This is a genomic window from Streptomyces sp. R11 (assembly GCF_041051905.1).
Classification (GTDB): domain Bacteria; phylum Actinomycetota; class Actinomycetes; order Streptomycetales; family Streptomycetaceae; genus Streptomyces.
Genome location: NZ_CP163432.1, coordinates 6,084,359 through 6,098,442 on the forward strand (window position 1 = coordinate 6,084,359; position 14,084 = coordinate 6,098,442).

General features: G+C 68.9%; 10 protein-coding genes. 5 read left to right on the forward strand and 5 right to left on the reverse strand.

Translation table 11 applies throughout. The features are described from left to right. Positions 1-82 precede the first annotated feature (82 nt). Positions 83-3,703, forward strand: coding sequence for an ATP-binding protein (locus AB5J55_RS28240; RefSeq protein WP_369273317.1), 3,621 nt, complete (start codon positions 83-85; stop codon positions 3,701-3,703). Between the two features lie 37 nt (positions 3,704-3,740). Here the strand turns inward: AB5J55_RS28240 and mctP are convergent, their stop codons facing one another. The 5 genes from mctP to AB5J55_RS28265 form a co-directional block, all read right to left on the reverse strand. Beyond that, positions 3,741-5,369, reverse strand: coding sequence for a monocarboxylate uptake permease MctP (mctP, locus tag AB5J55_RS28245; protein ID WP_369273318.1), 1,629 nt, complete (start codon positions 5,367-5,369; stop codon positions 3,741-3,743). After that, a complete protein-coding gene (locus tag AB5J55_RS28250; protein ID WP_369273319.1) occupies positions 5,366-5,632 on the reverse strand; it encodes a DUF3311 domain-containing protein in 267 nt (88 codons plus the stop codon). The genes mctP and AB5J55_RS28250 overlap by 4 nt, the downstream gene beginning before the upstream one ends. 128 nt (positions 5,633-5,760) lie before the next feature. Beyond that, positions 5,761-5,967 carry a YbdD/YjiX family protein gene (locus AB5J55_RS28255; RefSeq protein ID WP_369276325.1) on the reverse strand — a complete coding sequence of 69 codons (207 nt, stop codon included), beginning with the start codon at positions 5,965-5,967 and terminating at the stop codon, positions 5,761-5,763. Continuing rightward, positions 5,930-8,086, reverse strand: a complete 2,157-nt coding sequence (locus AB5J55_RS28260; protein ID WP_369273320.1) for a carbon starvation CstA family protein — start codon at positions 8,084-8,086, stop codon at positions 5,930-5,932. The genes AB5J55_RS28255 and AB5J55_RS28260 overlap by 38 nt, the downstream gene beginning before the upstream one ends. A gap of 122 nt (positions 8,087-8,208) precedes the next feature. Next, positions 8,209-8,973 (reverse strand): GntR family transcriptional regulator, encoded by a 765-nt coding sequence (locus AB5J55_RS28265; RefSeq protein WP_030947772.1) that lies wholly within the window; start codon positions 8,971-8,973, stop codon positions 8,209-8,211. A 322-nt stretch (positions 8,974-9,295) separates the two neighbouring features. Here AB5J55_RS28265 and AB5J55_RS28270 point away from each other — a divergent pair, with 322 nt between their 5' ends. The 4 genes from AB5J55_RS28270 to AB5J55_RS28285 all read left to right on the forward strand — a co-directional run bounded on the left by AB5J55_RS28270 (position 9,296) and on the right by AB5J55_RS28285 (position 14,023). After that, entirely contained in the window at positions 9,296-10,573 is a 1,278-nt protein-coding gene (locus AB5J55_RS28270; RefSeq protein ID WP_369273321.1) for an extracellular solute-binding protein, read from the forward strand. A 145-nt stretch (positions 10,574-10,718) separates the two neighbouring features. Then, positions 10,719-11,705: a carbohydrate ABC transporter permease gene (locus AB5J55_RS28275; RefSeq protein WP_369273322.1), complete on the forward strand. Its 987-nt coding sequence runs from the start codon at positions 10,719-10,721 to the stop codon at positions 11,703-11,705. After that, positions 11,702-12,532: a carbohydrate ABC transporter permease gene (locus AB5J55_RS28280; RefSeq protein ID WP_369273323.1), complete on the forward strand. Its 831-nt coding sequence runs from the start codon at positions 11,702-11,704 to the stop codon at positions 12,530-12,532. Before AB5J55_RS28275 ends, AB5J55_RS28280 begins: the two co-directional genes overlap by 4 nt. 9 nt (positions 12,533-12,541) lie before the next feature. Continuing rightward, positions 12,542-14,023, forward strand: a complete 1,482-nt coding sequence (locus AB5J55_RS28285) for a glycoside hydrolase family 3 protein (RefSeq protein ID WP_369273324.1) — start codon at positions 12,542-12,544, stop codon at positions 14,021-14,023. Positions 14,024-14,084: the final 61 nt, after the last annotated feature.

Consider the following 14,084-nt stretch of genomic DNA (forward strand, 5'->3'; position numbering starts at 1 on the left):
TCCGGGAGTGCTTCCATGGAGATAGGTGTCGGCGCCCCGCGGTCGCTCCGTTTCGAGAGTCCTTCTCGGAAGGAGACGAACGATGACGAGGGTCGTCCGTCGCCCGCCCGGCAAGAAGCGACCGCGCAACGCGCCGATGGCGACGCTGGCTCCGAGACGGGCGGGCACCTGGGTCTGGCAGGGGTTCGTGGCCCATTGGCACCGGCTGACGATCCGCCTTGAGGCTCGCGGCGGCACCACCCGCCCCAGGAAGTGGCGCCGGTGGTTCACCTACACCAACGTCACCCGGGCCATCTGGACGGTGGCCGCTCTCGCCTTGCTCGCGTGGGTGGTGGAGGGCCTGTACATCCTGATCTCGAGCAACACGACCAGCTTCGAGAAGTGGCGGCAGGGCAATCATGGATTCGAGACCGTCCTGCGCTTCCTCGGCCCGGTGCTCGCCGCGTCGCTCGCCGCCACCCTCTTTCTGTTCTGGTGGTACCGGTGGACCAAGCGGCGCTATCTCGCCAAGGCACGGGACGACCCCCACCGACTGGTGCTCACCGCCGGCCCGGACGCCACCGAGATCGTGGGCAGGGAGGAGATCGCCCAGGTCATCGCCGAACGGCTGCGCGAGCGCGACACGCGCCGTCCGTATCTGCTGGTCGGCGGTGTCGGCGTGGGCAAGACGGCCGTCCTGGTACGGCTCACCGAGCTGCTGGCGGAGCAGAACGCCGTACCGGTGCCGATCCGGCTGCGGGACGCGAACGGCGGCACCGACCTGAACTTCGAACGCATGGCCAAGCAGCGCTTCATCGACGAGGCACCCCGGGGCATCCTCGCGCGCACCAAGACCGAGCGGGTCTGGCAGCAACTGCTCGCCGACGACAAACCCGTCGTCATCGCCGACGGACTGGAGGAGGCTCTCCTCGGCGACGGCATCGGACAGAACCGGGACAACATCATCCGGCGAGCCATCGAGCGCGCCTACGAGGAGAAGCTGCCCCTCGTCATCGCCTCCCGTCCGCACAGCCCCCTGGAGAGCACCCCGGCCGCGATCGTGGAGCTGGAACCGCTCAGCGAGGAGGAGGCGTTGCGGTTCGTCCAGGCACGCGTCCCGGAGACGGACGAACGCCGTGTCGACTGGATCGTGGAGACCGCGGAGGTGACCGAGTCGCCCGTCTACCTCCAGATCGCCCGCGAACTGCACCGCCACGGCGCCCTGGAGCACGACCGGCCGGACAACGACCCGCAGCACATGAACACCCGCAGCCGCGACCGCGGCACGCTGCGGTTGTGGCTGCTGGAGACCTGGGACGAGGCGCTGTGCCAGGGCAGGCTGCGCCGGGACGTCGCGCTGAGCCGGCAGGAACGCCGCGACGCCCTGGAAGTGGTCTCCGCCCTGGCCTGCGTGGGGCTGCTCCAGGACAAGCTGGAGGTCGGCCTCGGGGAACTGCTCGACTCGGACGTCCACCCCGGTCCGATGCGGCGCGCGCAGGCCCGCGCCGAGCACCTGTGGACCGGCGGACGCGCCTTCGACCGGTACGGCAGGCGCGGGAACGTCTTCTCCGAGTGGCACCGGCAGCAGATCTGGGACGTGCTGTGCCGGCGGATCGGCCCGGACGAGAGGAGGCGGTTGCGCGGGGGCAACATGGACCAGTGCCGCGCCGCCCTCGCCCGGATCGCGCGCAACGCGGACAAGCTCGGACTGGTGGAGGGCTTCGAGCGCAAGGTCCGTTTCCCGCACAGCATCATCCAGGCCTACTTCGGCTACCGCGTGCTGCGGCAGCTGGGCGAGCGGGGCGCCGGCGAGCTCGTCGAGCAGGTGCTCCAGCCGCCCGGGCCCAGCCGCGAACTGCTCATGGCCCTGGTGCTGTTGTCGCGCCGCCGGGCGGCGCGGGTCAGGGCCCGCCGGGAGGGCGTACGGGCCGAGGTGACGAAGGAGGTCGAGGAGCGGCTCCGCAGGTCACGGGTGCGCGGGCACACGCTGGCCCACCGGCTCTGCAGGGCCGCGGAACGCCGCACGGACGATCCGAAGGCGCTCGATCTCTACGCGGCCGCCGTGGAGATCGAGAGCGTGGAGGACGATCCGCGGCTGCTGGGCGACATCCTGAGCGAAGTGCGCAGGACGTGGGCCGGTTTCAAGGGCGACCGGCGCAGCCTCGAAGACGCCAAACTGAGGTTGCTCAGGCAACTCGGAGCCGCCCTGCGGAGCGTGGCCGACCGGATCGACACCACCCCGCTCTACGAACACCTCGTCCAGATCGGTGTGAAGGAACCCACCTACTCGATACGCCTGGCCGTCGCCCAGGAGTTCGGCACCGGCGGCAACGCGGCGTTCGCCGTGATCCGGGGGCGGATCGGGCTGAACACCGACCCCGTGCAGGAGTACAACGAGCGGCTCGGCGAGCTGAAGGCCTGGAAACGCGGTGAGTACGAGCAGTGGGCCGAGCGCATGGCGCGGGCGCGGGCCGCGGGCGTGCCCTCACGGGCCAGGACCGAGCGCATCGGCCGGCTCCAGCAGGACCGGCGCACGCTCAACCAGGAGTACCGCAGGAAACGGGTCGATCTGTTCCGGGAGTTCGTGATGCGCGCCTGGATGATCCCCATGCTGCTGGGCTCCGTCGACGAGGCGCACCGTGACGAGGCCCTCGAACGCCTCACCAGGTGGCTGCGCCATTTGGACCCGAAGGCCACCGGCGGCGCCCCCGACCTGCCGCTCGCCCTGGAGGCCGCGCTGGCCCAGGGCTTCAAGTACGCGGCCAACCGCCGGATCCGGCACCCGCGGGCCTACCAGGGCGGTCGCGCCGACCTGATCCGGCAGGCGGAGACCGTGCTCCAGCAGTCCCGGTGCTGGTACGCGCAGGTCATGCTGCTCCAGGCGCTGTGCCTGTGGAAGCTTCCCGACAGTGTCGGCGTCCATGAGCGCGAGGCGCACGCGATGCCGGGGAAGGACGGGCACGACGGCGGGCGCGAGCCGCCCCGGGCGCTGGGCGGGGCGAGCGCCGTACAGACGGTGGAGCGCTGGCTGTCGATGGCCGGCACGGTGAACCGGGCACCCGGGCATCCCGAGGCGAACGGTGCCCCGCCCCGGCGGTCCCTGCATCCTTTCGTCGCCGAGGCGGGGGACCTGGTGGCCCTCGCGCTGGAGACCGGGCAACCCGAGCGGTTCCTCTGGATCGACGAGAAGGGCGTAGCCGACAACATCGGCGCGTGCATCGGCAACCCCGAGACGTACCGCAAGCACAACCTGTGGATCCCGCCCTCGGTCGGTTGGAGCACCCTGGACGCGCGCGCCCAGTGTCTGGTCGCCGACGTGCTGGTGATGCTGAACCTCATCGAACGGGACGGGCATCCGGACGAGGTCGAGGAGCGGATGATCCGCGCGGAGCAGCCGGGGACGTCGTCACTTCCGCCGTGCATCCGCAGCGATCGCCGCCCGCTGCGGCCCGACCTGCGGGCCGGCATGGCGGACCCGCCCACACCGGGTACGACCTGTCCGCCCGACTGCAAGTTCCAGCTCTGCCCCTACCCGCCCCGTGGCTGTGTGCCGCGCGGGGAGATCCGGGAGCCGTTCTGCCGCCAGCAGCAGGCCCTGCTGCCGGGCCGGGTACGCCGGCATCTGCCCCGGGGGCTGCGCAGGAAGACGCCGCGCTGGGTCAGCATGCGCGTGCGGGAACTCGACGGCTTCTGGCAGCAAATGGCCGGGCGTACCCGCAACTAGTGCGGTACGCCCGGCCATCGTGCGGGTGAATCCCGCGTCAGTGGCTCGTGCCCGCCGTCGCCGGGGGCAGTTCGACCTGGACTCCGGGGTCGCCGGCGTCGGCCGTGTAGTCCTCCGGCTTCGTCTCGTCGATGCCCTCCGGGGCCTTCGCGGCCTTCAGGACGAAGGTCAGGACGACCGTGACCACCACGTTCAGCACGAATGCGGTGAGGCCGATGTAGCCGATCTCACCGATGCCCGGGATCTCCTTCGCCGAGCCGCCGAAGTGCTTCTGGGTCGGGGAGGCGACGCCGTAGGCGGCGACCGTGCCGTAGATCATGCCGACCGCCCAGCCGGCCAGCAGGGCCCAGCGGTGGAACCAGCGCGTGAACAGGCCGCCGACCAGGGCCGGGAAGGTCTGCAGGATCCAGATGCCGCCCAGCAGCTGGAAGTTGATCGCGACCGTCTTGTCCATCGTCAGGACGAACACCAGCGCGCCCACCTTCACCAGCAGGGACACGATCTTGGAGACCTTGGTCTCCTGCGCGGGCGTCGCGTCCGGCTTGATGAAGTCCTTGTAGATGTTGCGGGTGAAGAGGTTCGCAGCCGCGATCGACATGATCGCCGCCGGCACCAGCGCGCCGATGCCGATCGCCGCGAAGGCCACGCCCGCGAACCAGGACGGGAACATGGTCTCGAACAGCTGCGGGATGGCCAGCTGGCCGTTCTGCACCTTGATGCCGGCCGCGATCGCCATGAAGCCCAGCAGCGCCAGGAGGCCCAGCATCAGGGAGTACAGCGGCAGGATCGTGGTGTTGCGGCGGATCACCTCACGGCTGCGCGAGGACAGCGTCGCGGTGATCGAGTGCGGGTACATGAACAGTGCGAGGGCGGAGCCCAGCGCCAGCGTGGCGTACGTCCACTGCCCCGCCTCGCCCGGGACCAGCGCACCGCGCGGCGCGCCCGTGGCCGGGTTGGTCTGGCTGTACGCCTCGCCCGCCTTGGCGAAGATCTCGTCGAAGCCGCCGAGCTTGATCGGGATGTAGATGATCGCCACCGCGATGACGATGTAGATCAGCGTGTCCTTCACGAACGCGATCAGCGCGGGCGCGCGCAGGCCCGAGGAGTAGGTGTACGCGGCCAGCACACCGAACGCGATGAGCAGCGGCAGGTCCTTGATGAACCAGTTCGTGTTCTCGCCGCCGCCGACGCCCATCACGTCCAGCACGGCCTGGATGCCGACGAGCTGGAGCGCGATGTACGGCATCGTCGCCAGGATGCCGGTGACGGCCACCGCCAGCGACAGGCTCTTCGAGCCGAAGCGGCCGCGCACGAAGTCCGAGGTCGTCACATAGCCGTGCTTGTGGGAGACCGACCACAGGCGGGGCAGGAACGTGAAGATCAGGGGGTAGACGAGGATCGTGTACGGCACGGCGAAGAAGCCGGCCGCGCCCGCCGCGTAGATCGCCGCGGGGACGGCGACGAAGGTGTATGCCGTGTACAGGTCGCCGCCGAGCAGGAACCAGGTGACCCAGGTGCCGAACGACCGGCCGCCCAGCCCCCATTCGTCGAGGCTGTTCTCGTTCTCGGCCTTGCGCCAGCGCGCGGCCAGGAAGCCCATGACCGTGACGGCCAGGAAGAAGAAGATGAAGACGCCGAGTGCGACGCCGTTCACGCCGTCGTTCATTCCGACGCACCGCCCTTCTGGGCGGCGCGGCCGCGCTGGTCACGCTGCCACAACTTGTACGCCACCATGGTCAGCAGCGTGGAGAGCAGGACCCACAGCATCTGGTACCAGTAGAAGAACGGGATGCCGGCGAACGCCGGATCGGTCTTTGCGTACGAACCGACCCACAGCATCGCCACGAAGGGCGCAACGAGGCAGAGTCCGATGACGACCCGTATGGGCGTCACCACCGGCTCTCTGTTCACCTCTGGGGCATCTGACATCTGACGGCTCCGTCCCCTCACTGATCACCTGAGAAACGCCCGGGCAATCTAGGTGACGGTGCAACGACAGCGGAAGACCCTGTCCGCATATCGGATGTGGAGGATTGGTGTGCACGCCAACCGGGCGCTCAGCAGCAGCGGAACCCCTGGCGTGGATCTGCTTCCTGACGGTCCGTCCGCATCCGCTCGAATTCGCGCCGGGAGGGTACCTCCGCGTCCGGGTGCTCATGCCGTACGTGGGTGACGTAACGGTCGTATGCCGACTCGTCGGTCAGCTCACGCACGTACCAGCGCACGCTACTGAATACCCGCCGAAGACTGACTGCTCGCCTCAGCGACCGCACGGCGTTCCTCCTCCTTCTCCTCCTTGGTCGGGAACAGCCCCGCCGGCGCCGTGATCTTCGACTCGACGTACGGCGCCTCGCTGAGCGTGGACAGCGCGGGGCGGCGGACGTGCCGGACGCAGACGCGGGTGGCGTCGACGATCACGATGACGATCAGGAGAGCCAGGACCGCTGTGAGGACACCGTCCACCGTGGAGTTGGTGACCACGGTGTGCATGTCGTCCATGCTCTTGGCGGGCGGCAGGACCTCCCCGCGGTCGATGGCGTCCTGGAACACCTGGCGCTGCTTGAAGAAGCCGACCTTCGGGTCACTGGAGAAGACCTTCTGCCAACTGGCGGTCAGCGTCACCGTGGCGTCCCAGGCGAGCGGAACCCCGGTGATCCAGGCCCACTTGAGGCGCCCCGACTTCACCAGCAGGGTCGTGCAGACGGCGAGGGCGACCGCCGCGAGCAGCTGGTTCGAGATGCCGAAGATCGGGAAGAGCTGGTTGATGCCGCCGAGGGGCTCGTGGACGCCCACCCACAGGAAGTAGCCCCACAGGCCGCACACCACCGCGCTGGTGATGACCAGACCGGGCTTCCAGCTGATGTTCCTGAAGGGCCGGTAGACGTTGCCCAGCATGTCCTGGAGCATGAAGCGGCCCACGCGGGTGCCGGCGTCCAGGGCGGTCAGGATGAACAGCGCCTCGAACATGATCGCGAAGTGATACCAGAAGGCCCGCAGGCCACCGCCCGTGACCTCGGAGAAGATCTCCGAGACGCCGATGGCAAGCGTGGGCGCGCCGCCCGTACGGGAGAGCAGGCTCGATTCCTCGACGTTCTCCGCCGCCCGGGCGAGCGCCTCCGGGGAGATCTGGTAGCCCCAACTCCCCACGACCTGCGAGGCGTTCTGCACCGTGTCGCCGATGACTCCCGCGGGCGCGTTCATCGCGAAGTACAGGCCCGGGTCGATGATGCTCGCCGCCACCAGCGCCATCACGGCGACCGACGACTCCATCAGCATGGAGCCGTACCCGATCATCCGGACCTGCGTCTCCTTCTGGATCATCTTCGGGGTCGTACCCGACGAGATGAGCGCGTGGAAGCCGGACAGTGCGCCGCAGGCGATGGTGATGAAGACGAAGGGGAAGAGCGACCCCGCGAAGACCGGGCCGTCCCCGCGCGAGGCGAAGTCCGTCACCGCGTCCATCTTCAGCGTCGGCAGGGCGATGACGACGCCGAGGGCGAGCAGGAAGATCGTGCCGATCTTCATGAAGGTCGACAGGTAGTCGCGCGGCGCCAGCAGCATCCACACCGGCAGGATCGAGGCGATGAAGCCGTACGCCACCATCCAGACGACCAGCGTCGAAGGCGCGAGCGTGAAGGTGTCGGCCCACGACGACTCGGCCACCCAGCGGCCCGCGATCAACGCGAACAGCAGCAATGCGACGCCGATCAGCGAGACCTCGGCGACCCGGCCGGGGCGTAGCACCCGCAGGTAGAAGCCCATCAACAGGGCGATCGGAATCGTCATCGCGATGGAGAAGGTGCCCCAAGGGGACTGCGCGAGGGCGTTGACGATCACCAGGGCCAGCACGCCGAGCAGGATGATCATGATGACGAAGGTCGCCAGCAGCGCGGCCGCGCCGCCGAACGGGCCGATCTCCTCGCGCGCCATCTGGCCGAGCGAACGCCCGTTGCGGCGGGTGGAGAAGAACAGCACCACCATGTCCTGGACCGCGCCCGCGAAGATGACGCCGACGATGATCCAGATGGTGCCGGGGAGATACCCCATCTGCGCGGCCAGGACCGGGCCGACGAGCGGCCCGGCGCCGGCGATCGCCGCGAAGTGGTGGCCGAGGAGGACTCGGCGGTCGGTGGGGTGGAAGTCGATGCCGTTGTTGAGGCGTTCGGCCGGGGTGGCCCTGGTCCGGTCGACCTTGAGGACCTTGTACGCGATGAACTTGGCGTAGAAGCGGTACGCGATGGCGTACGAGCCGAGGGCGGCGGCGACCATCCAGGCGGCAGAGACCTCCTCGCCGCGGGAGAGTGCGAGTACGGTCCACCCCGACGCACCGACCAGTGCAACGAGGCTCCAGACGACGATGGTTCGGACGTTCGCGGTACGCACCGGGTGGCCCTCCCGTCCATGCGGCGACGGGAGGAACGTAGAGCAGGTTGAGGAGACGCGCTACACCGCGTGCGGGAGTTGTTGTCCCTTCACGTGTTGTCCCTTCACCTTCCCGGGCGGGCTCAGTCCTGAGGCCGCTTGAGCCTCGCCACGAACTTGTAGCGGTCCCCGCGGTAAACGGACCGCACCCACTCCACCGGCTGCCCGTCCCGGTCCAGCGAGTGCCGGGACAGCATCAGCATCGGCAGGCCCACGTCCGTGCCGAGCAGGCCGGCCTCGCGCGGGGTGGCCAGGGAGGTCTCGATCGTCTCCTCGGCCTCGGCGAGATGGACGTCGTAGACCTCGGCGAGTGCGGTGTAGAGGGAGGTGTACTTGACCAGGGACCTGCGCAGGGCCGGGAAGCGCTTCGCGCTCAGGTGGGTCGTCTCGATGGCCATCGGCTCGCCGTTCGCCATGCGCAGCCGCTCGATGCGCAGCACCCGGCCGCCGGCCGTTATGTCGAGGAGGTCGGCGAGGCGGTCGTCGGCGGTGATGTAGCCGATGTCCAGCAGCTGGGAGGTCGGCTCCAGGCCCTGGGCGCGCATGTCCTCGGTGTACGAGGTGAGTTGCAGGGCCTGCGAGACCTTCGGCTTGGCGACGAACGTGCCCTTGCCCTGGATGCGCTCCAGGCGTCCCTCGACGACCAGCTCCTGCAGGGCCTGGCGCACGGTCGTGCGGGAGGTGTCGAACTCGGCGGCCAGCGTGCGCTCGGGCGGTACCGGGGTGCCGGGCGCCTGGGTCTCCGTCATGTCGAGAAGGTGCTTCTTCAGGCGGTAGTACTTGGGCACGCGGGCGGTACGGACGGTGGCGCCGTTCTCGTTCTCCGCACTGCTGACGTCGGTGCTCATGCTTCGCCTTCCCGGCTCCGGATGCGGGTCACATCGTGATCCCTTCTATATACCCGTCGCCGCCTCTTTTGGTCTAGTCCACAGTGCCAACTGGTCTAGCGGACGAGAGTACTCCGGCGGCGGTGTTTTCGCTGGCTTCTTACTTAAAGGTTCCTTCATATGTAGGTCGCATAACGGCTGGTCAGGCCCCTTTCCGTGCCCCTTGACACGCTTTCTGGTCTGGTCCAAGCTCCCCGTACTGGTCTACACCATTGGTCCAGGTCCCGGCCCAACGCTCGTGCGGGGAGGCAGGGGGGTTTGTGGCATCCCTGAGGAGGGTGGCGTGAAGCGCAAGCTGATATCCGCGATCGGTGTCGCGGGCATGATGATCTCCCTGGCGGCGTGCGGGGGCGACAACGGCGACGGCGGGGACAAGGCAGGGGCCGACGGCTACGCGGGCGAGACGCTCACGGTGTGGGTGATGGACGGCTCGTCCCCGGACCAGTGGCAGAAGGACGTCCAGGCCGCCTTCGAGAAGAAGACCAAGGCCAAGGTCAAGTTCGAGATCCAGCAGTGGAACGGCATCCAGCAGAAGCTGACCACCGCCCTGTCGGAGGAGAACCCGCCGGACGTCTTCGAGATCGGCAACACCCAGACCCCGGCCTACGCCAAGACCGGCGGCCTCGCCGACCTCGCCGACCTCAAGACAGAGATCGGCGCCGACTGGGCCGAGTCTCTCAACGAGTCGTCCATCTACGACGGCAAGCAGTACGCCGCCCCATGGTACTTCGCCAACCGCGTCGTCCTCTACAACAAGAAGGTCTGGGCGGACGCCGGCATCAAGGACATCCCCAAGACCCGCGACGAGTTCTACGCCGACCTCAAGCAGATCGGCGAGAAGACCGACGCCGAGCCCATCTACCTGCCGGGCCAGAACTGGTACCACTTCGTCGGCCTGACCATCGGTGAGGGCGCCGAGCTGGTGAAGAAGGACGGCGATAAGTACGTCTCCAACCTCGACGACCCCAAGGTCGCCGCCGCCATGGAGACGTACAAGAAGTTCCAGGCCCTGTCCAAGGCCCCCAAGGACAAGGACGAGGCGACCCCGCAGCAGGCCGAGGTCTTCGCCAAGGGCAACGTCGGCGCCTTCATCGGCATGGGCTGGGAGGCCGGTACGGCGATCGCGGCCAACAAGAAGATCGAGCAGGACATCGGCTACTTCACCATCCCCGGTGCCACGGCCGACAAGCCCGAGGGTGTCTTCCTGGGCGGCTCCAACCTCGCCGTCGCCGCGGGCAGCAAGAAGCAGGAGCTCGCCAAGGAGTTCCTGAAGATCGCGCTGTCCGACCAGTACGAGGGCGAGCTCGCCAAGCAGAACGGCGTCATCCCGAACAAGGAGGCGCTGCAGACCAACCTGAAGGGCAACGCCGTCGCCGAGGCCGCCGCGCCGGCCGCCGCGGGCGGTGGCACCACGCCGCTGATCCCGGAGTGGGCGGCCGTGGAGAACGCGCCCAACCCGGTCAAGACGTACATGACCGCCGTGCTGAACGGTAAGTCGCCGGCCGAGGCGGCCAAGCAGGTCGAGGACGAGTTCAACAAGCGTCTGGCGCAGAAGCAGTAAGGGCAAACGGTCGCGCCGGGGCGGGGGATGCGCGTGACGCCCCCCCCGCCCCGGCGACCGTACGCGGGTCCACGTACGCAGGTCGAGACACGCAGGCCGAGTTACGCAGGCCGAGACACGCAGGCCGAGAAGAGAGATCGCGAGCATGACCGTGCAGACCGAACGGCCGCCTTCCGGTCCGGTGGACGCAGTCGGGAAAGCCGAGAGCGGTTCCGCCGGGCCGCCGCCCCGAGCCGCGTCCCGCCTCGGCGCGCTCACCCCGTACCTCCTGCTGCTGCCGGCCTGCGCGGCCACCGTGCTGCTGCTCGGCTGGCCGCTGGTCAAGGACATCCTGCTGTCGTTCCAGAACCTCAACATGGCGCAGCTGATCCAGCACGTCACCGAGTGGAACGGCATCGACAACTACAAAGAGGTCCTCACCGGCGAGGACTTCTGGCGCGTCACCCTGCGCTCGATCCTGTTCACGGCGGTCAACGTCGCCCTGATCATGGTCATCGGCGCCCTGGTCGGCCTGCTGCTCGCCCGCCTCGGCAGGCGGATGCGGGTCACGCTGCTGGTCGGTCTTGTGCTGGCCTGGGCGATGCCAGTGGTCGCCGCGAGCACCGTTTACCAGTGGCTGTTCGCGCAGCGCTTCGGTGTCGTCAACTGGGTGCTGGACAAGCTGGGTTGGCACTCCATGGCCGACTACAGCTGGACCAGCAGTCAGATGTCGACGTTCTTCGTGGTCACCCTGCTGATCGTCTGGATGTCGATCCCGTTCGTCGCGATCAACCTCTACGCGGCCACGACCACCATCCCGGGCGAGCTCTACGAGGCCGCGGCGCTGGACGGCGCGGGCGCCTGGAAGAGCTTCACCACGGTGACGCTGCCGTTCCTGCGCCCCTTCCTCTACGCCACGACCTTCCTGGAGATCATCTGGGTCTTCAAGGCGTTCGTGCAGGTCTTCACCATCAACGGCGGCGGCCCCGACCGGCTGACCGAGATCCTGCCCGTCTACGCCTACATCGAGGGCGTCGGCAACCAGCACTACGGCATGGGCGCGGCGATCGCCGTCCTGACCATCCTGATCCTGCTCGGCCTGACCGCGTACTACCTCAGGATCGTGCTCAAGCAAGAGGAGGACGAGCTGTGAAGCGCTCGCTCTTCGGCCGCCTGTGGCCCAACGTCACGGCCGTCGTCCTGTTCATCGGCTTCGTCTTCCCCGTGTACTGGATGTTCTCCACGGCCTTCAAGCCGACCGGCGACATCATCTCGGAGAACCCGGTGTGGTTCCCGACCGACATCACCTTCGCGCACTTCAAGCGGGCGACCGGCGTCGACCACTTCTGGTCGTACGTCAGCAACTCGCTGATCGTCACGCTCTGCGCGGTCGGCCTCTCCCTGATCATCGCGCTGGCCGGCTCCTTCGCCCTCGCCCGGATGCGGTTCAAGGGGCGGCGGGGGTTCGTCATCGGCTTCATGATGGCCCAGATGGCCCCCTGGGAGGTCATGATCATCGCGATGTACATGATCGTGCGGGACGCGTCGATGCTGAACAGCCTGCTGCCGCTGACGGTCTTCTACATGATGATGATCCTGCCCTTCACCATCCTGACGCTGCGCGGCTTCGTCGCCGCGGTGCCCCGGGAGCTGGAGGAGGCCGCGATGGTCGACGGCTGCAGCCGCGCCCAGGCCTTCCGCAAGGTCATCCTGCCGCTCCTTGCGCCGGGGCTGATGTCCACGTCCCTGTTCGGCTTCATCACCGCATGGAATGAATTCCCCCTGGTCCTGGTGCTGAACAAGGAGGCGGAGGCGCAGACCCTGCCACTGTGGCTGTCCAGCTTCCAGACCGCCTTCGGCAACGACTGGGGCGCGACGATGGCGGCGTCCTCCCTCTTCGCCATCCCGATCCTGATCCTCTTCGTCTTCCTGCAGCGCAAGGCTGTCAGCGGCCTGACGGCCGGCGCCGTGAAGGGATAACGCCACCCGATGACGACATTCGCCAGCGGCACCGACACTCTGACGCGCGATGCCCTGACCGTCCTCCAGCCCGGGTTCACCGGCACCACCGCCCCCGACTGGCTGCTGCGCCGCCTCGGCGAGGGCCTCGCCTCCGTCGGCCTGTTCGGCCGCAACATCGCCTCGCCCGAGCAACTGGCCGCCCTGACGGCCCAGTTGCGCGCCGAGCGCGACGACGTGCTGGTCGCGATCGACGAGGAGGGGGGTGATGTGACGAGGCTGGAGGTGCGGACCGGTTCCAGCTTCCCCGGCAACCACGCCCTGGGCGCGGTGGACGACGTGGAGCTGACCAGGGAGGTGGCCTTCGAGATGGGCCGCCGCCTGGCAGCCTGCGGAGTGAACCTCAACTGGGCCCCGTCGGCCGACGTGAACTCCAACCCCTCGAACCCGGTCATCGGCGTACGTTCCTTCGGCGCCGACACCGCCCTGGTCGCCCGGCATACCGCGGCCTACGTCACCGGCCTCCAGTCGGCCGGCGTCGCGGCCTGCACCAAGCACTTCCCGGGCCACGGCGACACGGCGGTCGACTCCCACCACTCGATGCCCCGCATCGACGCGGCGGCCGCGGTCCTGGCCGACCGGGAACTCTCCCCGTTCCGCGCGGCGATCGCCGCCGGCACGAGGGCGATGATGAGCGCGCACATCCTGGTTCCGGCCCTGGACCCCGACCACCCGGCAACCCTGTCCCGCCCCGTCCTGACCGACCTGCTGCGCGGCGAACTGGGCTACACCGGCCTGATCGTCACCGACGGCATGGAGATGCAGGCCATCGCCGCCACCTACGGCATCGAACGCGGCAGCGTGCTGGCCATCGCGGCCGGCGCCGACGCGATCTGCGTGGGCGGCGGCCTCGCCGACGACGAGACGGTACGACGTCTGCGCGACGCCCTGGTCGCGGCGGTCCGCGCCGGCGAACTCCCCGAGGAACGGCTGGCGGACGCGGCGGAACGGGTCCGCGAGCTGGCCCACTGGACGGCGACCGTCCCCGGCGCCGAGGGCGAGGCGCGTTCGGACGTGGGCCTCGTCGCCGCCCGGCGCGCACTGAGGGCGACCGGCGCGGAGGGCTTCACCCCGCTCACCGAGGCACCGTACGTCGCCGCCTTCACTCCGGTCGCGAACATCGCCGTCGGCGACGAGACCCCCTGGGGCGTCGCCGCCGAACTGGCCCGGCTGCTCCCCGGCACCGAGACCGCCGGCTACACGGGGCAGGAGGCGGGGCTGGAGGCGCTGCAGGCAGCGGCCGGCCGCCGCATCGTGGCTGTCGTCCGCGACGAACACCGCCACCCCTGGATGGCAACGGCCCTCGACACCCTGCTGCGATCCCGCCCGGACACGGTCGTCGTCGAAATGGGCGTCCCCCAGGCCAAGCCCCGCGGCGCCCTGCACATCGCCACGTACGGCGCGGCCCGCGTGTGCGGACGTGCGGCGGCGGAGGTCATCGCCGGGGCATGAGGCCCCGAGGCTGAATCCTCTCCGCGACCCGCTCGATGCCCTGTGGTTGCAGCTCCACTCC